Raw genomic sequence first — 20,554 nt, forward strand, 5'->3', positions numbered from 1 at the left:
CTAGTGGTTAAAAGTTGACTCATTTTGAATATTGACTAACTTAAAAGTGGTTAAACAATTTGATTTGGAGCAAAAAATAAAAAACCACAGTGTGATAGATTTCACGTTGTGGCGATAAGGGGCTTCTGGTATATTTATACCCCGTCCAGAAGTAGTCCATTTCCCTCATTCAACCAATTTCAGGTTAAACATGACGACAAATTACATTTTTGTTACTGGCGGGGTTGTATCCTCTCTAGGTAAAGGTATTGCAGCAGCATCTTTGGCTGCTATTTTAGAAGCTCGTGGCCTTAAAGTGACCATGATGAAGCTTGACCCTTACATCAACGTTGATCCGGGCACGATGAGCCCAACTCAGCATGGTGAAGTGTTCGTTACCGAAGATGGCGCTGAAACTGACCTTGACCTTGGTCACTACGAGCGTTTCATTCGTACCAAGATGACTAAGCGCAACAACTTCACAGCCGGTCGTGTTTACGCAGACGTTCTACGCAAAGAACGCCGCGGTGACTACCTAGGTGCAACGATTCAGGTTATCCCACACATCACTAATGCCATCAAAGACCGCGTCATTGCCGGCTCTGAAGGCCACGATATAGCTATCGTTGAAGTGGGTGGAACAGTCGGTGATATCGAATCTCTACCATTCATGGAAGCTATCCGTCAGCTAGCGGTTGAACTTGGTCGTGAGCGTGCAATGTTTATGCACCTAACGTTAGTTCCTTACCTAGCTGCCGCAGGTGAAGTGAAAACCAAACCAACACAGCACTCAGTGAAAGAACTTCTGTCTATCGGTATCCAACCTGATATTTTGGTTTGTCGTAGCGACCGTGTTATCCCTGCAAACGAACGTAAGAAAATTGCTCTTTTCTGTAACGTACAAGAAAAAGCGGTTATCTCAATGAAAGACGTAGATTCAATCTACAAAATCCCACAGTTAATTAAAGCTCAAGGTACTGATGACCTAGTGTGTCAACGCTTTGGTATTGATGCGCCTGAAGCGGATCTTTCTGAATGGGAACAAGTTATTTATGAGGAAGCCAATCCAACAGCCGAAGTGACTATCGGCATGGTGGGTAAATACATCGAGCTTCCTGATGCCTACAAGTCAGTGAACGAAGCATTAAAACATGCAGGCTTGAAAAACCGATTAAGTGTGACCATTAAATATGTAGACTCACAAGATGTAGAGTCGAAAGGTTTTGAAACTCTAGAAGGTCTTGATGCTATTTTAGTTCCTGGTGGCTTTGGTGACCGTGGTATTGAAGGCAAGATTTTAGCGGCTCAATACGCTCGTGAAAACAAAGTACCTTATCTTGGTATCTGTCTTGGTATGCAAGTGGCCCTTATCGAGTATGCACGTAATGTTGCAGGTCTTGAAGGTGCGCATTCAACAGAATTTAACAAAGAGACGAAGTACCCTGTAGTAGGATTGATCACTGAATGGGTTGATGGTGAAGGTAAAGTTGAAGAACGTACTGAAACTTCAGATCTAGGTGGTACTATGCGTCTTGGTTCACAGCTTTGTCACCTTGCGAAAGGCACGAAAGCTTATGAACTTTACGGTAGCGCGACGATCCATGAACGTCACCGTCACCGTTACGAAGTGAACAATAACCTTCGTCCACAAATTGAAAAAGCAGGCCTAAAAGTGTCTGGTTTGTCGGCGGACAAGAAGTTAGTTGAGGTTATCGAGAACCCAGAGCACCCGTGGTTTGTGGCCGCTCAGTTCCACCCAGAGTTCACTTCAACCCCACGTGATGGTCACCCACTGTTTGAAGGCTTTGTAAAAGCTGCTGGTGATTATCAACGCGGTGAATTTGAAAAATAAGATTTTGAAGTAAGGAATACAGGCGGCGATATAAGAATTATGTTGCTGCTTTTAATTTGACATTTATATATTCAACGAGAAGGAAACATTCAATGTCTAAGATCGTTAAAGTTCTAGGTCGTGAAATTATTGATTCACGTGGTAACCCAACTGTAGAAGCTGAAGTACACCTAGAAGGCGGTTTCGTAGGTATGGCTGCTGCTCCATCTGGCGCATCTACTGGTTCTCGCGAAGCTCTTGAGCTACGTGACGGTGACAAATCACGTTTCCTAGGTAAAGGTGTTCTTAAAGCTATTGAAGCTGTAAACGGCCCAATCGCTGAAGCTCTAGTTGGTAAAGACGCAAAAGCTCAAGCTGACGTTGACCAAGTGATGATCGACCTTGACGGAACTGAGAACAAATCTAAGTTCGGTGCTAACGCTATCCTAGCTGTTTCTCTAGCGAACGCTAAAGCGGCTGCTTCTGCTAAAGGCATGCCTTTATTTGAGCACATCGCTGAGCTAAACGGTACTGCTGGTCAGTTCTCTATGCCTCTACCAATGATGAACATCATCAACGGTGGTGAGCACGCTGATAACAACGTTGACATCCAAGAGTTCATGATCCAACCAGTTGGCGCTAAGACTCTTAAAGAAGGTCTACGCATCGGCGCTGAAGTATTCCACAACCTAGCTAAAGTTCTTAAGTCTAAAGGCTACAGCACTGCAGTTGGTGATGAAGGTGGTTTCGCTCCTAACCTTAAATCTAACGCTGAAGCGCTAGAAGTTATCGCAGAAGCTGTTGCAGCTGCTGGTTACGAACTAGGTAAAGACGTTACTCTTGCTATGGACTGTGCAGCATCTGAGTTCTTCGACAAAGAAGCTGGCATCTACAACATGAAGGGCGAAGGTAAAACTTTCACTTCTGAAGAGTTCAACCACTACCTAGCTGAGCTAGCGAACAACTTCCCAATCGTTTCTATCGAAGACGGTCTTGACGAGTCAGATTGGGATGGCTTCAAGCACCAAACTGAACTTCTAGGCAACAAGCTTCAAATCGTTGGTGACGATCTGTTCGTTACAAACACTAAGATTCTTGCTGAAGGTATCGAGAAAGGCGTAGCTAACTCTATCCTTATCAAGTTCAACCAAATCGGTTCTCTAACTGAGACTCTAGCTGCTATCAAGATGGCTAAAGACGCTGGCTACACTGCAGTAATCTCTCACCGTTCTGGCGAAACTGAAGATGCAACTATCGCTGATCTAGCGGTAGGTACTGCTGCAGGTCAAATCAAAACTGGTTCTATGAGCCGTTCTGACCGTGTTGCTAAGTACAACCAACTAATCCGTATCGAAGAAGCTCTAGGTTCTAAAGCTCCTTACAACGGTCTTAAAGAAGTTAAAGGTCAATAATTCTACTCGGTTTTTAACCTAACGAATTATTCGCTTAAGGCTTTAAACGCTTCACTTCGGTGAGGCGTTTTTTTTTGCGTGTGACACATTCTTCAAACAGTGCACATTGCCATGTACGAAGGGTGAAACATGAATCAATACAGTGCCATCAGAGTGCTATGGGTCGTCATTGAATCAGAAACATGGCTTTAGAAATAGACTCTTTCTAGGTGAGTTCAATCGCTTCGATACGTCTCTTATCCATTTCAGCTCGGATGTCTTTGCCACTAAAACCATCTGAAATAATATCTTGAACATTGACACTTAACGCCGCTTTATAAGCCGATTCAAAAATAGCCTTTTGAGGGTAATCAATATCTTCAAACCCTGTTCTTCCTCGGCTATCAGCCATGCAGCACAGTAAAATGTCATTGAGCCTTTCGGGCTTGCGCCATACATCAAATTTATTGAGTATTTTTAACTTGGTACTGGCTTTTAATTCATCTGCTCGATGAATGTTGGAATGCTGTTCACAGACAAGTACAGCCAACTCTTTAAACTCATTGGGTACACGAACTCGGTTACAGAGAGTCTTGATCAGCTTGATTCCGGTATGGCAGTGCATTTTATGGCTAGGCCACTCTTTTTCTGGCGTTATTCCTTTGCCTAAATCATGGACTTGCGAAGCAAAGCGCACCGGTAATGAAGGAGAGAGCAACGCCGCTTGTTGGGCCACCATCAAAGTATGTATGCCGGTGTCTATTTCCGGGTGCCACTTTTCTGGTTGTGGCACACCAAATAGGCGAGAAATTTCAGGAATGACAACGTTCAAAGCGCCACATTCTTGTAAAACGGAAAGAAACTCTTGAGGATTATTGGTCGATAGTGATTTATGCCACTCTTGCCAAACGCGTTCTGCGGTTAACTGTTCCAGTTCACCTGAGGCACTGATGGTTTTCATCAGTGCCATGGTTTCAGGGGCAATGGAGAAATCAAGGTGTTTTAGTTTTGCGGCAAAACGAGCCACTCGAAGCACTCTGAGAGGATCTTCAGTAAAGGCATCAGAAACGTGACGTAAGATCCGCTGGTCTAAATCTTTTTGCCCGCCATAAGGGTCGATGTAGTTGCCTTGCTTATCTTGCGCAATGGCGTTGATGGTTAGGTCTCGCCGAAGAAGATCCTCTTCTAAAGTGACGTCAGCAGAGAAATAACACTCGAAGCCTTTGTAACCAGTACCTGTTTTTCGCTCTGTACGAGCAAGAGCGTGCTCTTGTTTTGTTTTAGGGTGGAGAAACACGGGGAAATCTTTTCCAACGGCGCTAAACCCTTGAGCGAGCATTTCATGAGGGCTACTACCAACAACAACCCAGTCTTTGTCATAGACATCGATATTGAGTAATTGATCGCGGACAGCGCCACCGACTAAGTATACTTGCACGTTAAACCCTTGAATGTTTTGTTTGCCATTGGCGTTTACTGTGAGTAATGGTACTTTCTTAACCCACTAAATTATAGAGATGAGAATGATGTATCACGACTTTTTTTCTTTTAGCCAGCCTCCATTCTCCATTGTTCCCAATTCTCGTTATCTATTTTTAAGTCAACGCCATAAAGAAGCTATTCAGCATTTAGAGGCAGGGCTGGGCGAAGGTGGGGGCTTTGCTATGCTCACCGGAGAGGTAGGTACAGGTAAAACCACGGTTGCAAAAGTGATGCTCGCCAACCTCGGCATTGAGACAAAAGCGGGGCTTATTCTGAATCCCACATTCTCTGATGTTGAACTGCTCGAAGCGATTTGTGATGAATTTTCGGTCCCATACCCTAACGCGGCCTCTTTGAAGCAATTGAGCCAAGCCATTTACCAGTTCTTACTGGCAAACCATGCGCAAGGTATTCAAACCTTGCTGGTGATTGATGAAGCTCAGCATTTGGCCGCCGATGTATTAGAGCAACTGCGCTTATTGACTAACCTTGAAACCGACAGCCATAAATTGCTCAAAGTATTGCTGATTGGCCAACCAGAACTTCAGGAAAAACTGAAAGTCCCTCAACTGCGTCAACTGGCACAAAGAATTACAGGTCGTTATCACTTGCTGCCTTTAACGGTCAAAGAAGGCGTTAAGTATATACAGTTTCGTCTTGAAACGGCTGGAGGCGATAGCTCACTGTTTCCGAATAACGGAATGAAGTACATTTCAGTTCAAACGCAAGGGATCCCAAGACTGATCAACCTAGTGTGTGATGCGGCGTTGAAGTCCGCGTATCAGTCGGGAATCAAGCAGCTCAACCTGCCTCTTATTCAGCAGGCTTGTAATGACGTCATGCTATTCCAGCCTTCTTTTGCCCTCACTGACCCAATACCCTCCGTGAGTCGTTATCGTCCTGTTATGATCAGTTTAACCCTTGGTATCATCGCCTCTTTGGGTATTTATTGGTGGGCGCCTCATGGTTTAGATAAGCTGATAGATAATGGGTTTGCAACGGAATCAGTTGCTATTACGCCTCCCCAGATAACTCGGGAAGTTTTCTCACCTCACTTAGAACAGCAGCTTATGCAGTCATCAAGCCTAGAGCAAAGTATCGTAGACTTGTATCAGGTGTGGGGATACCAAGCGAGTGTGCTTGATCAATTGTGCATGCCCTCTGAATCGGCGTTTCGACTTTTTAACTGCGAATATGACGACGGTGTTTGGGAGGACTTACTCGCTTTGAATTTGCCTGTGGTGCTTCATTTAGATATCGGATTGAACGGGAGTTATGCGGTTCTTTATCGGGCACATAATGATGACACCATTGAGCTGTTATTCAACGATCAAAGAGTACGTTTCGATCTGCGGTGGCTTAAATCAATTTGGACTGGAAGGTATCATTATGTTTGGCGATCTGAATTTCAACAAATGTTAAAAAAAGGCATGTCGGGTGAACCTATTTCTCAGTTGGATCGCAAACTGTCTGCATTGCTAGGTGAGAGCGCGAGTAACTCATCAACCTTCGATGAAGGGTTAGAAACAAAAGTAAAAGTATTTCAACGCTGGCAGGGTATAGAAGTGGATGGTATTGCAGGGAAACAAACTCTAAAAGTACTGGAGTTACAGACTCAAGAAAACGCCCCTTCCTTGCAAGCGTCAACGGCGAAAAAGCAGAGCTCGGTTGCTTTAGAGCGTTCGATGATTCGGACTGCGATTATTGACACTTCGGTGGGTCGTGATTCGATGCTTCATTTAGCGAAAGCCAAGTCTGAAGCCGTCATACCAAGTCGATTAGTACTAAGAGAGAGTCACTGATGTCTGAGATATTAAAAGCACTGAAAATTTCAGAACAACATCATCAACGATATGAAGCTTTGCCCAGCAACAAGGTGAGTGCTTCCTCGGCTTCACGACCAAGAGCATCAAGATTGATGGTTGTGATGAGTTTTATTCTGCCAGTGGCGCTAACGGTGACTTGGCTTGGTTATAGCGCTAATCCCCATAAAAACGCGAAGAGTTCCTCAGAGATTCAGGTTATTCCTGACATTATTGAAGTTGAAAGTGGCTTTACGGTATTGCCTCACTTACCGATTACAACCTTAAAAACCACCTACCGCTCAGAGGAACAAATCTCCATTGTAGACACGATACAGACCTTTCCTATAGAGGAAGAAGATGCGCATGCAGAAACAAGTAATACAAGAATCGTGGGGCATGCCACGCAGAAAGAGAAAGCGGAAGAGGCCGATGTTTTAGCTCTTGAGCACCTGTCTGAGCTCGACCTAAGTCAGTTTTCACCCGAGATCGCATTTAGAGTGCAGTCTGTGTTGTCGAATGAAAAGGGAGGCTCTCCGTCCACTGAGGCTTTCAGTGCCAATACCCAAGACACTTCAAGTCAGGGCCTGAGTATCAGTTCCGTCAAATTGGTACAAAGTGGCGCTGACTTTCAAGGGTTACTACCTGCGATGAACTTTCAAACTCATGTTTACTCAAGTCAAGTCGACAAACGCTGGGTTAAGATCAATGGCAGTGAATTTGTTGAGGGCGATAAGATAAACGACTTAGTGACTCTGGTTGAGATAAAGCAGCGTTACTGCATGATCAACTATGAAGGCCAGTTGATTGAAATTCCTGCCTTGTACGACTGGAAAGGCTAGAAAAATAGGGGTGATAACTTTTGAAGTGGTAGGCAGCCATTTTCAATCAGTAGGATCAATCCGCAGATTAACGATTGTATAGAGAGCACGGCGATTGAAAAATAATGCGATTAAAAAAGGTCACTGATGTGACCTTTTTAATCAATGTTGCATGGTTTCACTATGAACTTAGTTCAACTCAATTAAGCCCAGCCGTTTGGTGATTTCTTACGACGAGGGATAATGTGCGGAAGTAGCAAACCAAATAGCAAACCGCCGCCTGCGACACCACCACCATACATAAAGTATTTAAGCAGTAAGTCTTCTTTTTGTGTGTCGATACGAGCGCGCAGTTCACGAACTTCGGTTTGAGAAGCCGTCAGTTGTTTGCTGATATCACTGTAATTTTGCTCAAGTTCAGAAATTTGTTGATTACGCACTTCAAGAGAGTCAATCAGTCCTGCTTTTTCGCTATCAGCATTATCTCGAGCGTTGGAAAGTTGAGCTTTAACCGTGGTCAGTTCTTTTTCAAGTTTAGGTAAGCGCATCGCCATACTTTCTTGGCGTGTGACAAATCGAGTTTCAACCCAACCTTTGCGGCCTTTCGAATCAAGAATTTCGCTGTATCCCGTATCTTTATTGGATGAGAGCAGTTTGACTTTATCACCAGCATCTATACTGCCAATAATACGAAACTGATTATTGGGTCCTGAGTGCATGTAAGTAAACAGTTTATCAGCGATGTAGCGGTCTTGAGCAAAAGCTGCGGGGATGGCCATAAGAGAGACCAAAACCATGCAAATCAGTTTTTTCACAGTAAATCCTTTAACAATCTTGATGATATTAATATTTCTATTGGACAGATAGTATGAATTTTCGTGGGGCCATGCAACAAAGAAGGGAGGCAAAGCCTCCCTTTCTGTGCGTTTGAGTCAATAATGACGTTACGCTTACAAACCAAAAATTCAGAAATTAAACAAACATGCCTTGAATTGCATAGAAGAATACAACGGCTAGAAGTGCACCAGCAGGCAGTGTCACTATCCAAGATGCTACGATGTTTCGTACAACACCTAGGTTTAGAGCGCCAATACCACGAGCAAAACCTACCCCTAATACCGCACCCACTAACGTTTGTGTTGTCGAGATTGGTAAGCCAGTACCCGATGCTAGAACCACAGTACACGCTGTCGCCAACTGAGCGGCAAATCCGCGGCTTGGTGTTAGTTCAGTAATACCTGTACCCACAGTAGCCATGACTCGGCGACCAAGGGTTGCAAGACCAATAACAATACCAAAACCGCCTAGAGGAAGAATCCACCATGCAATCTGAGTTTTGCCCGTGATTTCACCCATATGTTCTACGGTTGAAACAATGGCTGACAATGGACCGATTGCATTAGCAACGTCGTTTGAGCCGTGAGCAAATGCCATCGCACAAGCGGTGATAACCATCAGAACAGTGAAGATGCCTTCAACACCAGCAAACCCATGATCTTCTTCGCGGTTCGCAAATTTCTTATGGATATACAGGTAGCCGCCAACCATGATGACAGTAGAGAAGGCGGCTGCCCACATCCAAGCGTCACCATTACTAAGGTGCAAGCCTACGTGCTTTAAGCCTTTTTTGATTGTCACGAGTGCAATGACCATCGTTGTGATGAACATGTACACAGGGACGAATCGTTTAGCATTAAACAGAGGGTTCTCTGTATCAAAAATTAGGCGTTGGGCACTGACAAAAATCATGTAGGCGAAAAAGCCAGAGATTAGAGGCGTAACAAGCCAGCTGCCCACAATACCTTGCACAGAGCTCCAGTCTACGGCTTCTGTACCAACAGAGACACAAGCAAAACCGATGATGGCACCGATGATAGAGTGAGTCGTAGAAACCGGCCATCCCATGTAAGATGCGAGTAATAGCCAAGTACCTGCCGCTAATAACGCAGACAGCATACCAAACACTAAAACATCGGGCTGATGGGCAAACAGCGCAGTATCGATAACGCCTTTGCGAATCGTATCCGTTACTTCGCCACCAGCAAGGTATGCCCCTGCAAACTCAAAGATCATCGCGATGATGATCGCTTGTTTTACTGTAAGTGCTTTGGAACCTACTGAGGTGCCCATTGCGTTCGCAACGTCATTTGCACCTATACCAATAGCCATTAAAAGACCAAAAGCGGCAGCAATAATAATCAGTAGCGTGCCGTGGTTAGCAATGATATCCATCGTTATACCTAATTGTGTAATAAAAATCGGAACAAAATTTAGACGCGACAAACCCATCAGCGATGAAAATACTCATCGCCTAATCTGTGCGTTTATATCGTGCTCTTCGTTATTGAATTATCTGTGATTTAAGAGCGAGAAAGCATAACTTCAAGACGAGCGCCTACACGCTGTGCTTGATCGGCTATGCCACCAACCCACTCTAGAATTTTGTATAAGAACATAACGTCAATCGGGTTATATTCGGACTCAACGGCCATTAACTGCTGACGAAGCTGAACCTGAATGGTATCAGTATCGTCTTCAATTAGATCAAGTTGATGAATCATTTCTGCAACAAGCGTTACTTCACGGCCTTTAAAGCCAGTTTCAAGAAGCTCGTCCAGCTCATTAATCACTTTTTGAGCTTGATTAGCTGCATCGAGACAACGCTTAACATAAACGATGAAATTCTCTTGAAGAGTTTCAGGAATCACCAAACGACGACCGTAAACTCGGCCAGAAATGTCTTTGGCTAAATTGGCAAGCTTGTCTTGTTGAGTCAAAAGCTCAAGCATGTCGGTACGATCGACAGGCATAAACAAACCGCGAGGAAGTTTGAGGCGAATTTCACGCTTTAGCACATCGGCTTCTTTCTCTAAATGAGAAATTTGAGCACGAATTTCTGCTGCTTTTTCCCAGTCACCTTTTGAAGACACTTCAAAAAAGTTAACCAGATGAGAGCAACACTCATTAACGCACACTACGTGGCGCTGCAAAGGCTTAATAGGGGACTTTGCAAATAACCCCATTATTGTATTTACTGGCATGGCCATTCAACCTGTTAAATATAACCTAAAAAGAACATACACCATTTCATGGCGAAATGTTGAACGATGGCTATAAAGGCGCGCATGTTACCCCATAAAATCACTCATTAAAACTGTTTTAGATCATCATTAAGGTGATATTTCTTGCTTGCCCAGTAACGATATTGGCAATATCCTGTTGATATCTGCTTTGAAAGGTACAGTTATGGAAACCGAGATAGAACTGAAGTTTTTTGTTTCACCCGAATTTTCAGAAATCTTAAGAGAAAAGATCGCTGACATGAAAGTGCTTCAGCACAGTAGCCGAGAGTTAGGAAATACCTATTTTGACACGCCAGATCATTGGTTACGTCAACATGATACCGGCTTACGTATTCGACGTTTTGATGATGTTTTTATTCAAACGGTAAAAACAGCGGGTCGTGTTGTTGCAGGGTTGCACCAGCGACCGGAATTTAACGCTGAGCATACTTGTAACTCCCCACTGCTTTCATTGCACCCTCAAGATATTTGGCCCCCACAGCGAGATGTAGACACATTACAGGAACAGCTCATCCCTCTTTTTTCAACCAACTTTAACCGAGAGCAATGGCTAATTGGCATGGCGGATGGCAGCCAGGTGGAAGTTGCATTTGATCTGGGTGACGTTGTCTCTGGTGACAAGCACGACCCTATTTGCGAAGTTGAGTTTGAATTGAAATCAGGGCAAACCGATGCTCTTTTTACCTTAGCTCGTCAATTTAGTGAGCATGGGGGGATGCGCTTGGGGAATTTGAGCAAAGCCGCTCGGGGTTACCGACTCGCATTGGGTTATATAGCCGATGAAGTGAAGCCGCTTTCTTTAGTTGAAACGAATCGCAACGACACTGTCGAGTCTTGCTTTGTAAATTCGCTAGAGCATGCCTTATCCCACTGGCATTACCACGAGCAAATATACTCAGAACGAGAATCTATCCAAGCGTTGCATGAAATTCGCCATTCACTCAGCTTTATACGCCAGACACTGACTATTTATGGTGGCATTGTTCCTAGGCGCGCCAGTGCCATTTTACGACAAGAATTGAAGTGGTTAGAGCAAGAGTTAGATTGGTTAAAGCAATATGACTACCTCGAGGATTTATTAGAAGACAAAGGCCACGTACTCAGAAAATTAGAAGCGCGTAAGTTTTTGGTGTCTGAGTTGAAAGAAGTTCAAGATTCATTGCCAACTCGAAATGATGTGATGACATTACTCTCTTCAGCCCGTTACACGGGGATCTTACTTGATTTAAGTCGGTGGATCTTAACCCGAGGTTGGCAGCCGTTTCTGGATGATAAAGCGCGTGACCAAATGTCACACCCTATCTCTCCATTCTCGATCAAACAATTAGACAGAACCTGGGCTGAGTTGATTGAAGCCTTTCCTCCTGAACGAGCATTAACCAGCTTAGAATATATTGAACAGCAGTATCGATTGATGCGTAATCTATATACGGGGGTGGGTTTTGCCAGCCTTTATGACGCCGATGAACGCAACAGTTTTCGCCTCCCTTGGGCTGATTTGATGCAAGGCATTGATGATCTTCTGATGCTAAAACCAATAGAACGATTGGTTGATAAACTTGAAGGCGATGAAAAAGAGCAACTTCAACGTTGGCTGGATCGCCAAGAAACGTCCATTTTGCACGCCATGGAGCAAACTCGTTTAATCAGTGTCGAGGCTGAACCATACTGGCAGCATTAGGTAGAGCTGTGTAGATGGCTGAAACATAAACTAGAGCGCTGATGTGCTCTATTTTTTTGCTTAAACAGAGCGACGGTTCTGGCTGGTTAAGAGCTTATGGATCGGTGGTGAATCGTTGCTTGATCATGATGAATAATTTCATGCTATTGGCTGGTGTTATCCGAGTCTTTGTTTTTGTCTTTGGCTTTATCGAGTGCCACAGAACGCTCCAGTTGATCTAGCCGTTGGATAATGATTTGTTGCTGTGAAACGATCTCTTCTAATAGTCGGTGTTTGTTTTCTTTTTGTTGGGTTTGTTCTTTCGAGGGAGAGGTGATCATTGAGGTGATTAAGCCTGAAATCATACCAAATAACCCCACACCACAGATGATCAATACCGCAGCCACGACTTTTCCTGCTTCGGTCACTGGGAAGTGATCACCATAGCCCACGGTGGAAATGGTCACGAGCGCCCACCACAAAGCATCACCGCCTGATTGAATATTAGCCGTCGGCTCTTTGCCTTCAATAAACAGCATCACACTCGAACCTATCGTCAGTAGAAACACCAACAATAATAAAATTGAGGCTAAGGTTGTTTCTTTTCGGCTGGAAAACAACTGACTAAAGACAGACCTTCCAGAGCGAATAACCAAGATGATACGAAGTATCGAGAACAGACGAGCGTACCGAAGCGGTTCAATCATTGGCAGGCTCGCCAGGAAATCAATCCAGTGCCTTTTCATGAATTGCATTCTGTTTGTGGACCGGATCAAATCCATCGAAAGTTGCAGAATGAAAATACTACAGATCAGCGTGTCTAAGCCGATAAGTACCTGACGAGTTTCAGGATTGATCGGCATAAACAATAAGCCTGAGATCACAAATAGCGCCATAAAAGACAGTATCAGTGATAATAAGCTCATGGGTCTTGTATCGTTTTTGATATCATCTTTATTCATACGAGGCTCGAAATAAATTAGCAACTAGGGCTGATGCGTTAGTTGAAAGCAGTGCACTTAATATACATGAGTCTATTGAAGATTTTTATCATATATTGAGTGCGACCTTATGCAAAATATCAATAATAATCGTGGAGAACGGACAATGGCTAGTATGGTATTCAAACCATGGGAGCGGGTAATTACCAATACTCGTTTAGTTCCAAAGATGATTTTACTCATGGTGATCAGCACAGTGTTGATCGTTTGCAAACAGTTGTGGGATGCAAGTACGTTTCATAATGCTCTTTTAGTCGCAACATCAAGCGCAGACGTTGCTCAACAACATTATGAAGCTTATCTGGTTCAGGTTGTGTGGCAAACGGTTATTATGATTGCCTTCTTCATTGTCATATTGCTGGCAGCCGCTCGAATTATGCTGCGCCAAACGCAGTATCTGAATGATTCGATCAAGCAGATGGCCAATAAAGATCTCTCGGTAGAAATCGAGATGGATTGCAAAGATGAATATGGCGATGTCGCACGTGAACTGGAAATCACCCGTCGCCAATTGCAAGACATGATTAAGGCACAAGTTGAGTCTTCACAAGAGCTATCAGCACTGACGGAAGTGATGACATTAAGCATGTCTGAAACGAAAGAGTCAACGCAAGAAGAGTTCAGTGAGATCGACCAGCTCGCGACGGCAATGAGCGAAATGCGATCAACGGTTGAGACGGTCGCCGATCATGCACAAAATGCGTCAGCGTTAACCGAAAGTGCATCCGGACAAGCTCAAACGGGTCAGCGCTTTGTACAAGACAGTGTGACAAAAATGAGTGCATTGGCAAAAGACATCAGCGCCTCTGCGGGAGCCGTTAACCAGGTCGAAGAGAGTGTTGACGCGATTGGTAGCGTGGTTGGCACGATTCAAGGTATTTCAGAACAAACCAATCTGTTAGCGTTGAATGCGGCGATAGAAGCTGCACGTGCTGGCGAAGCCGGCCGCGGTTTTGCGGTTGTTGCGGATGAGGTTCGAAACTTGGCCCAACGTACCCAACAAGCAACGGTTGAAATTCAAGAAATGATCAGTCAATTGCAAAGCAGCGCTACCTCGGCAGTTGAGTTAATGGAAAAAAGCGTGGTGGAAGCGGCGGAAGGTGTCGAGTTGGTTACCAATGCAGGCACTGAGCTTGACGGTATTGTTAACCAAGTAACGCAGATTAATGATATGAATTTCCAAATCGCGACCGCAGCAGGTCAGCAGAGCAGTGTGGCAGGCGAAATGGATCAAAACCTAACCAATGTTAGAGAGCTAGTTGAAGCCTCGGTACTTGTTATCGGTGAGTTACTGGAAACGTCTGAAATCATGCAAAATAATGCTGAAGAGTTAGACCATAAAATAGCATCATTCAAAGTCTAAACTCACGTTCTGATGATAAAAACGCTCACTAAGTCTAGTGGGCGTTTTTTTATGGCATAAGTTTGCTATAAAGGTGTTGGTATAATGAGTTTTTGTAGAATGCACCCAAGACCAGTACAAGGAAGAATCATGTCGTTGCCCCCTTCACTTATTTCAATTTCAGATTCTGTATTTGAAACACTAATGACCAATAAAGGCTTTGAGCTATGGCCCAAAGATCGACTTGATGAACTGAGAATAATGGCGGGATTGAGCCAGTTTATTGCCGATGCTCTGCCAAGAGATGAAGGGTTAATTCAAGCCCTGCCACACATGCTCGAAGAGACTTCGCGATACGCTAATTATCGTGAAAACCTGAGGCAACGATTATCGCAGTGCAGCGATGAGGCGGCTGGGCATCGAGTACTTAGGCAATTTAGAAACCGTGAAATGACGTACATTGCTTGGCGGGATTTTTTGGCTTCTTGGCCACTTGAAGAGAGCCTACAGCATCTGTCTGAGCTAGCGGAAGCGATGATCTTTGAAACTTATCAATGGCAATATCAGGTTTGTTGCAATGAATGGGGAACACCTTGCAATAGCGAAGGGGTTGCACAACCAATGCTGATCATCGGTATGGGGAAACTTGGCGGTGGAGAGCTTAACTTTTCCTCCGATATTGATTTGATATTCACCTATCCAGAAAACGGAGAAACCCAAGGGGCTAGGCGTAGCATTGCTAATGCTCAATTCTTTACTCGTTTGGGGCAAAGAATTATCAAAGCGCTTGATCAACACACCTTCGATGGTTTTTGCTACCGGGTTGATATGCGGCTCCGTCCTTTTGGAGAAAGTGGTCCATTGGTCATGAGTTACGCGGCACTTGAAGATTATTATCAAGAGCAAGGGCGAGATTGGGAACGTTATGCAATGATCAAAGCCAGGGTCATGGGCAGTGAAATGTACCCCGAATACCAAGAATTAAGACAGATGTTACGTCCATTCGTGTTTCGTCGTTACATCGATTTCAGTGCGATTCAGTCATTGCGCAGAATGAAATCGATGATCAGCAGCGAAGTGAGGCGCCGTGGACTGACAAACAACATTAAGCTTGGCGCGGGTGGTATCAGGGAGGTCGAGTTTATCGCTCAAGTCTTCCAGCTTATTCGTGGTGGACGAGAGCCTAGTTTACGCGGTCGAGGTTTGTTAGAAACACTGCAAGCCATTAAAGAACTCGCGCTGCTTGAAGAAAAAGAGGTGAATGGACTATCGGACGCTTACTCATTCTTGCGTCGAACAGAGAACTTGCTTCAAGCGATGGGAGATAAGCAAACTCAAACTTTGCCCGATTCGGATATTGAACAGTTAAAGCTAGCGACGGCAATGGGCTTTGCTAGTTACCCGTTGTTAACGAAAGAGATTTCGTTGCACATGGCGAATGTGCATGAGGTCTTTGAAAATCTCATTGGCCAAGACGAAGAGCAATGCGATGTGATAGCTGGGCATTTTCATGAACTTTGGGATATGGCCGCTGAACAAGATGTAGTGGAAAGCATTTTGCAAAGTGATTTAGCCCAACAAGAGGCCGAAACCCTCGCCAAAACGATTTATCAGTACAAAAAAGACTTGGCGAAGAAAACGCTCGGACCAAGAGGCAGGGAGGTATTAAATCGATTAATGCCGAAAGTGTTTGCTAGTGTTTTTTCTCATAAAGATGCCCGATTTGGCCTTTCTAGAGTGCTGCATTTGTTGCACAAAATTGTTACTCGAACAACGTATTTAGAATTACTCGATGAGCACCCTGCGGCTCTGACGCAACTGGTTCGCTTGTGTACAGCAAGCCCTATGATTTCAGAGCAACTTGGGCGCTACCCAATCTTACTTGATGAGTTGATAGATCCACAGCAGTTGTACAACCCTGTGGAATTAGATTCATACAAAACCGAATTAAGAGATTACTTAGCCCGTATCCCAGAAGATGATATGGAGCAGCAAATGGAAGCGTTGCGCCAATTTAAACAAATTTGTATTTTGCGTATCGCAGCGGGGGATATCGCCGGCGTCTTACCCGTCACTGAAGTCAGTGACCATTTAACGTATTTGGCTGAAGCTATCGTGGCGGCTGTGATCAATCAAGCATGGCAGCAAATGGTGGAGAAATTTGGCGCTCCAACTCACGTCCAAGACCGTGACGGAAAAGGTTTTGCGGTCATAGGTTATGGAAAAGTGGGGGGATGGGAGCTTGGCTACAATTCGGATCTTGATATTGTTTTCATGCATGACTGCCCAGTAAACGTGTATACCGACGGCAAGAAGGAAATCGATGGAAGGCAGTTCTATCTTCGCCTGGCTCAACGAATCATCCACATTTTTTCTACCAGAACGGCATCTGGCATTTTATATGAAGCGGATACTCGACTGCGCCCATCTGGGGTTTCTGGCCTTTTGGTTAGTCCAACAGAAGCATTTGACGAATATCAGCACAACGACGCCTGGACCTGGGAGCATCAAGCTCTTGTGCGTGCAAGGATGATCTATGGGGATGCGCCTCTTCATCAAGCGTTTGCAAAAACCCGACAAGATATTTTGTGTTTACCTCGTGAGAAAGAGACTCTGAAGAGAGAGGTCGCGGACATGCGTGTGAAAATGCGCGATCATCTTGGAGGTAAAAAAACGGGGCGATTTATGCTTAAGCAAGATCCTGGTGGAATCACGGATGTTGAATTTTTAGCACAATACCTGGTTCTTAATTACAGCCATGAAAAACCCAAGCTTTCTCGTTGGTCGGACAATATTCGTTTGTTTGAATCCATGATCGCTCAAGGTGTAATGGACGAGTCACAAGCGATGGGGTTAATCAATGCATATACCGAAATGCGCGATCAAATTCATCACCGTAATCTACTGAACTTGGAGGCGGATGTGGCTGAAGATAAGTTTACTCAAGAGCGTGAAGTGGTCATTCAAGCCTGGAAACAGTGGCTCGAATAAAAATGGGTATGGCATTGAGAGTCGGTACAAATATGAGCCGAGAGTTTAGTGATAAAAAACCTTGTGTTAAACTCGGCTCAGTTACGAATTTTGGAGATCCACAATGAAACCAATCCTACCTGATTACAACGATTCAGGCGTTCTTATCATCGGCGATGTGATGCTTGATCGTTACTGGTATGGTCCAACCGGGCGCATTTCACCAGAAGCGCCTGTTCCTGTGGTGAAAGTCGAGAACAATGAAGAGCGTCCTGGTGGCGCGGCTAACGTAGCAATGAATATTGCTTCATTGGGCGGTCATGCTCACATTATTGGCTTAACCGGTAAAGATGAACCCGCTCAAGTATTAAAAAACACTTTACGCTCACTGAAAGTAAAATGTGATTTTGTGGAGCTTGAAGAGTACCCAACCATTACTAAATTACGGGTAATGAGCCGTGGTCAGCAATTAATTCGCCTAGATTTCGAAGATAAATTTGAAAACACAGATCCCGACTTAGTGTTGAAACGCATGGAGCAAGCGTTACCCAATGTACGCTCTGTGATCCTGTCAGATTACGCTAAAGGTGCGTTGGAACACGTTCAGGCCTTTATTCAAAAAGCGCGCGCTGCCAATGTTCCAGTTTTTATTGACCCGAAAGGGGCGGATTTTGAACGTTACCGTGGTGCAACACTGCTGACGCCTAACATGGCTGAATTTGAGCTGGTTGCCGGTCGTGTGAAGTCGGAAGAAGAGCTTGTCGAAAAAGGCCTTGCGCTGATCGAAGAGTTTGATTTTGAGGCGTTACTCGTTACTCGAAGTGAGCATGGAATGACGCTGCTGCGCAAAGGTCAAGACCCATTTCATTTGCCAACGCTAGCCAAAGAAGTGTATGACGTTACTGGCGCAGGCGATACGGTTATCTCTGTCCTAGCGGCTTCAGTTGCAGCAGGTAAGCCTTTAGATGAAGCTTGTGCGTTGGCTAATGCTGCCGCTGGTGTCGTCGTTGGGAAATTAGGGACATCGACACTTTCTATTATTGAGTTGGCGGAAGCCATTCATGGTAGTCAAGATACGGATTATGGGGTGATCACTGAGGCTGCGCTGATAGAAGCGGTAAAACGTGCGAGAGCGAAAGGTGAAAAAGTGGTCATGACTAACGGCTGTTTCGATATCTTGCATGCGGGGCATGTTTCTTACATGAACCACGCTGCGGAATTAGGTGATCGTTTGATTGTTGCGGTCAATACGGATGAATCTGTTAAACGCCTAAAAGGCCCTAGCCGACCAGTGAATCCAACTGATCGCCGTATGGCGGTGCTAGCTGGACTAGGTGCGGTTGATTGGGTTGTTCCATTCAGCGAAGATACGCCTCAGCGGTTAATCTCGGAAGTCTTGCCAAGTTTATTGGTAAAGGGTGGTGATTATAAACCGGAAGATATTGCTGGTGGTGCAGAAGTCATTGCGGCGGGTGGAGAGGTCAAAGTGCTGAATTTCGAAGATGGCTGCTCAACCACCGAGATCATTGATGCGATTAAAGGTGGGCGTGGCTAATCGAATCTGCTGTACTTTTGATGGTTAAGCTTTTTCATCCAATAAAAAACCGCTGATAAACAGCGGTTTTTTTGATCTTATAAGAAACCTTGAACTAAGAAAAAACTAGGTTGAAGGTTTTAGCCCTGCATTGACGTCCATGACATCTTGTTCACTTAGCGTACCAACCGCTTGGCGCAGTTGAAGAACGCTGATGATGTAGTTGTAACGAGCGTTTGATAAGTTTCTGTTCGCATCGTAGAGACGACGTGTTGAGTCGAGAACATCTACAATTGTACGTGTACCCACATCAAAACCCGCTTCTGTTGCTTCTAGTGCTGAGCTTGCCGATACTACCGTTTGCTCATACGCTCGAAGGGCACCGATTGAAGCACTGATGTTGTTGTTAAATGCGCGAACATTTTTGACAACGCTACGGTACGTCGCTTCTAAATCTTGACTTGCTGCGACATAAGCAAATTCTGCTTGCTTAGTTTGAGAGGTAACATTACCACCCGTGTACAAGGGTACCGAAAGGTTTACACCAAGGTTGAAGTCATTATTACTGCTATAAGGCGGAGCGTAATCATCGCTAGAGTCGTTAGCGTAATTGTAGCCACCATCTAAAGTAATTGAAGGCAAGTGGCCAGAACTGGCTAGAGAAATATTATCTCTTGCTACGTCTTGTGAGATGCGCGCGGTCAATAAGCTTAGGTTCTTCTGCTCGGCTTCTTCAACCAACGCTTTCACCGGTGTTTCGGTTTTGCTTGCTGAAAAACGCTCAGTATCAAGAACGTTAAGATTTGAGTGCTCTCTACCTGTGATCTCTCGTAGGTTTTCATAGCTATTAATGAGCTCATTTTCTGCTAGAACTTCGTCAGCAAGAACGCCATCGTATTGAGCTTGAGCATCATGCACATCGGTAATGGCTGATAGGCCCACTTCAAAACGCTGCTTAGTCTGCTCTAATTGACGACCAACGGCGGCTTTTTCAGCACGAACAAATTCAAGATTGTCTTGAGCACGCAGTACTTCGAAATAAGCGCTAGAAACACGAAGAATCAGACCTTGCTGCTCGGCTGCGTATGCAGAATCTGCACGGCGGGCTGTCTTTTCGGCGGTATCTAGAGTCACCCAGCTTGAACGATTGTAAAGTGATTGAGAAAAATTCACACCCGCGCTCAGTTTGTCACTTTCTCTACCATCTTGATTACTACGGTTAATGTTATAACCAGCCGTTAAGTTGATTTGAGGAAGCAAACTACTGCGGCTAGATGTCACCGCTTCAAAAGCGGCATCACGTTGTGCAGCGGCGCCTAAAAGTTGAGGGTCATTTTCTTTTGCGTGATTGTAAATGTCAGCAAAGGTATCAGCGAATGCAGAGGTACTCATGGCGCCAAGTGCCGCACTGATGAATACAGGTAGCAGTTTTTTCATTGTGTTCATTCCTGCCTAGAATATAAAGAGGGTATCTAAAGCAAAGTCTACCTTAAAGTGATGGTAATTTACTCGAATTTTTGCATATTTTTACAGATTGCTGACAGGTGGCTCAATATTGATAATCTTAGCTAAAATAAATTTATAAATATCATACGAATATTTGATAACTATCCTTGGTGCTTAGAGACAACTCTGGGTAAAATGATGACGACGACAAT

General features: G+C 44.6%; 14 protein-coding genes. 8 read left to right on the forward strand and 6 right to left on the reverse strand.

Annotation, left to right across the window (positions count from 1 at the left end; all coding sequences use genetic code 11):
• Positions 1 to 190 precede the first annotated feature (190 nt).
• Together QF117_RS08115 and eno are read left to right on the forward strand one after the other, a co-directional pair.
• Positions 191 to 1,831 carry a CTP synthase gene (locus tag QF117_RS08115; RefSeq protein ID WP_282388508.1) on the forward strand — a complete coding sequence of 547 codons (1,641 nt, stop codon included), beginning with the start codon at positions 191 to 193 and terminating at the stop codon, positions 1,829 to 1,831.
• A gap of 92 nt (positions 1,832 to 1,923) precedes the next feature.
• The gene (gene eno, locus QF117_RS08120) at positions 1,924 to 3,222 is read left to right on the forward strand and encodes a phosphopyruvate hydratase (RefSeq protein WP_282388509.1); all 1,299 of its coding nucleotides are present in this window, start codon (positions 1,924 to 1,926) and stop codon (positions 3,220 to 3,222) included.
• Between the two features lie 205 nt (positions 3,223 to 3,427).
• Here the strand turns inward: eno and QF117_RS08125 are convergent, their stop codons facing one another.
• Positions 3,428 to 4,639: a multifunctional CCA addition/repair protein gene (locus tag QF117_RS08125; RefSeq protein ID WP_282388510.1), complete on the reverse strand. Its 1,212-nt coding sequence runs from the start codon at positions 4,637 to 4,639 to the stop codon at positions 3,428 to 3,430.
• Between the two features lie 88 nt (positions 4,640 to 4,727).
• Between QF117_RS08125 and QF117_RS08130 the strand changes: the two genes are divergently transcribed.
• Both QF117_RS08130 and QF117_RS08135 read left to right on the forward strand, forming a co-directional pair.
• Positions 4,728 to 6,485, forward strand: a complete 1,758-nt coding sequence (locus QF117_RS08130; protein ID WP_282389442.1) for an ExeA family protein — start codon at positions 4,728 to 4,730, stop codon at positions 6,483 to 6,485.
• Positions 6,485 to 7,327: a general secretion pathway protein GspB gene (locus QF117_RS08135; RefSeq protein WP_282388511.1), complete on the forward strand. Its 843-nt coding sequence runs from the start codon at positions 6,485 to 6,487 to the stop codon at positions 7,325 to 7,327. The genes QF117_RS08130 and QF117_RS08135 overlap by 1 nt, the downstream gene beginning before the upstream one ends.
• Before the next feature lie 182 nt (positions 7,328 to 7,509).
• On the opposite strand, the gene QF117_RS08140 is transcribed toward QF117_RS08135, so the two are convergent.
• From QF117_RS08140 to QF117_RS08150, 3 genes are all read right to left on the reverse strand, one after another.
• Positions 7,510 to 8,121 (reverse strand): TIGR04211 family SH3 domain-containing protein, encoded by a 612-nt coding sequence (locus tag QF117_RS08140; RefSeq protein WP_282388512.1) that lies wholly within the window; start codon positions 8,119 to 8,121, stop codon positions 7,510 to 7,512.
• A 157-nt stretch (positions 8,122 to 8,278) separates the two neighbouring features.
• Positions 8,279 to 9,538, reverse strand: a complete 1,260-nt coding sequence (locus tag QF117_RS08145; RefSeq protein ID WP_282388513.1) for an inorganic phosphate transporter — start codon at positions 9,536 to 9,538, stop codon at positions 8,279 to 8,281.
• Between the two features lie 128 nt (positions 9,539 to 9,666).
• Entirely contained in the window at positions 9,667 to 10,347 is a 681-nt protein-coding gene (locus QF117_RS08150) for a TIGR00153 family protein (RefSeq protein WP_282388514.1), read from the reverse strand.
• Positions 10,348 to 10,552: 205 nt separating this feature from the next.
• On the opposite strand from QF117_RS08150, the gene QF117_RS08155 reads away from it, so the two are divergent.
• Positions 10,553 to 12,070, forward strand: coding sequence for an inorganic triphosphatase (locus QF117_RS08155; RefSeq protein ID WP_282388515.1), 1,518 nt, complete (start codon positions 10,553 to 10,555; stop codon positions 12,068 to 12,070).
• Positions 12,071 to 12,213: 143 nt separating this feature from the next.
• Here the strand turns inward: QF117_RS08155 and QF117_RS08160 are convergent, their stop codons facing one another.
• Positions 12,214 to 13,011: a potassium channel family protein gene (locus tag QF117_RS08160; protein ID WP_282388516.1), complete on the reverse strand. Its 798-nt coding sequence runs from the start codon at positions 13,009 to 13,011 to the stop codon at positions 12,214 to 12,216.
• A gap of 145 nt (positions 13,012 to 13,156) precedes the next feature.
• Between QF117_RS08160 and QF117_RS08165 the strand changes: the two genes are divergently transcribed.
• The 3 genes from QF117_RS08165 to hldE all read left to right on the forward strand — a co-directional run bounded on the left by QF117_RS08165 (position 13,157) and on the right by hldE (position 18,917).
• Entirely contained in the window at positions 13,157 to 14,413 is a 1,257-nt protein-coding gene (locus QF117_RS08165) for a methyl-accepting chemotaxis protein (RefSeq protein ID WP_282388517.1), read from the forward strand.
• A gap of 129 nt (positions 14,414 to 14,542) precedes the next feature.
• The gene (gene glnE / locus QF117_RS08170) at positions 14,543 to 17,383 is read left to right on the forward strand and encodes a bifunctional [glutamate--ammonia ligase]-adenylyl-L-tyrosine phosphorylase/[glutamate--ammonia-ligase] adenylyltransferase (RefSeq protein WP_282389443.1); all 2,841 of its coding nucleotides are present in this window, start codon (positions 14,543 to 14,545) and stop codon (positions 17,381 to 17,383) included.
• A 103-nt stretch (positions 17,384 to 17,486) separates the two neighbouring features.
• Positions 17,487 to 18,917 carry a bifunctional D-glycero-beta-D-manno-heptose-7-phosphate kinase/D-glycero-beta-D-manno-heptose 1-phosphate adenylyltransferase HldE gene (gene hldE, locus QF117_RS08175; protein WP_282388518.1) on the forward strand — a complete coding sequence of 477 codons (1,431 nt, stop codon included), beginning with the start codon at positions 17,487 to 17,489 and terminating at the stop codon, positions 18,915 to 18,917.
• A gap of 105 nt (positions 18,918 to 19,022) precedes the next feature.
• Here the strand turns inward: hldE and tolC are convergent, their stop codons facing one another.
• Positions 19,023 to 20,333, reverse strand: coding sequence for an outer membrane channel protein TolC (gene tolC / locus QF117_RS08180; protein WP_282388519.1), 1,311 nt, complete (start codon positions 20,331 to 20,333; stop codon positions 19,023 to 19,025).
• Positions 20,334 to 20,554 lie beyond the last annotated feature (221 nt).

Origin of the sequence: Vibrio sp. YMD68, assembly GCF_029958905.1 — a bacterium.
Taxonomy (GTDB): domain Bacteria; phylum Pseudomonadota; class Gammaproteobacteria; order Enterobacterales; family Vibrionaceae; genus Vibrio.

What these genes read in the sequence shown, in the direction of transcription:
- QF117_RS08115 (WP_282388508.1), top strand. Translation starts at nt 191, where the DNA reads ATGACGACAAATTACATTTTTGTTACTGGCGGGGTTGTATCCTCTCTA.
- QF117_RS08150 (WP_282388514.1), bottom strand. Translation starts at nt 10,347, where the DNA reads ATGCCAGTAAATACAATAATGGGGTTATTTGCAAAGTCCCCTATTAAG.
- eno (WP_282388509.1), top strand. Translation starts at nt 1,924, where the DNA reads ATGTCTAAGATCGTTAAAGTTCTAGGTCGTGAAATTATTGATTCACGT.
- hldE (WP_282388518.1), top strand. Translation starts at nt 17,487, where the DNA reads ATGAAACCAATCCTACCTGATTACAACGATTCAGGCGTTCTTATCATC.
- QF117_RS08155 (WP_282388515.1), top strand. Translation starts at nt 10,553, where the DNA reads ATGGAAACCGAGATAGAACTGAAGTTTTTTGTTTCACCCGAATTTTCA.
- glnE (WP_282389443.1), top strand. Translation starts at nt 14,543, where the DNA reads ATGTCGTTGCCCCCTTCACTTATTTCAATTTCAGATTCTGTATTTGAA.
- QF117_RS08130 (WP_282389442.1), top strand. Translation starts at nt 4,728, where the DNA reads ATGTATCACGACTTTTTTTCTTTTAGCCAGCCTCCATTCTCCATTGTT.
- QF117_RS08145 (WP_282388513.1), bottom strand. Translation starts at nt 9,538, where the DNA reads ATGGATATCATTGCTAACCACGGCACGCTACTGATTATTATTGCTGCC.
- QF117_RS08160 (WP_282388516.1), bottom strand. Translation starts at nt 13,011, where the DNA reads ATGAATAAAGATGATATCAAAAACGATACAAGACCCATGAGCTTATTA.
- tolC (WP_282388519.1), bottom strand. Translation starts at nt 20,333, where the DNA reads ATGAAAAAACTGCTACCTGTATTCATCAGTGCGGCACTTGGCGCCATG.
- QF117_RS08135 (WP_282388511.1), top strand. Translation starts at nt 6,485, where the DNA reads ATGTCTGAGATATTAAAAGCACTGAAAATTTCAGAACAACATCATCAA.
- QF117_RS08165 (WP_282388517.1), top strand. Translation starts at nt 13,157, where the DNA reads ATGGCTAGTATGGTATTCAAACCATGGGAGCGGGTAATTACCAATACT.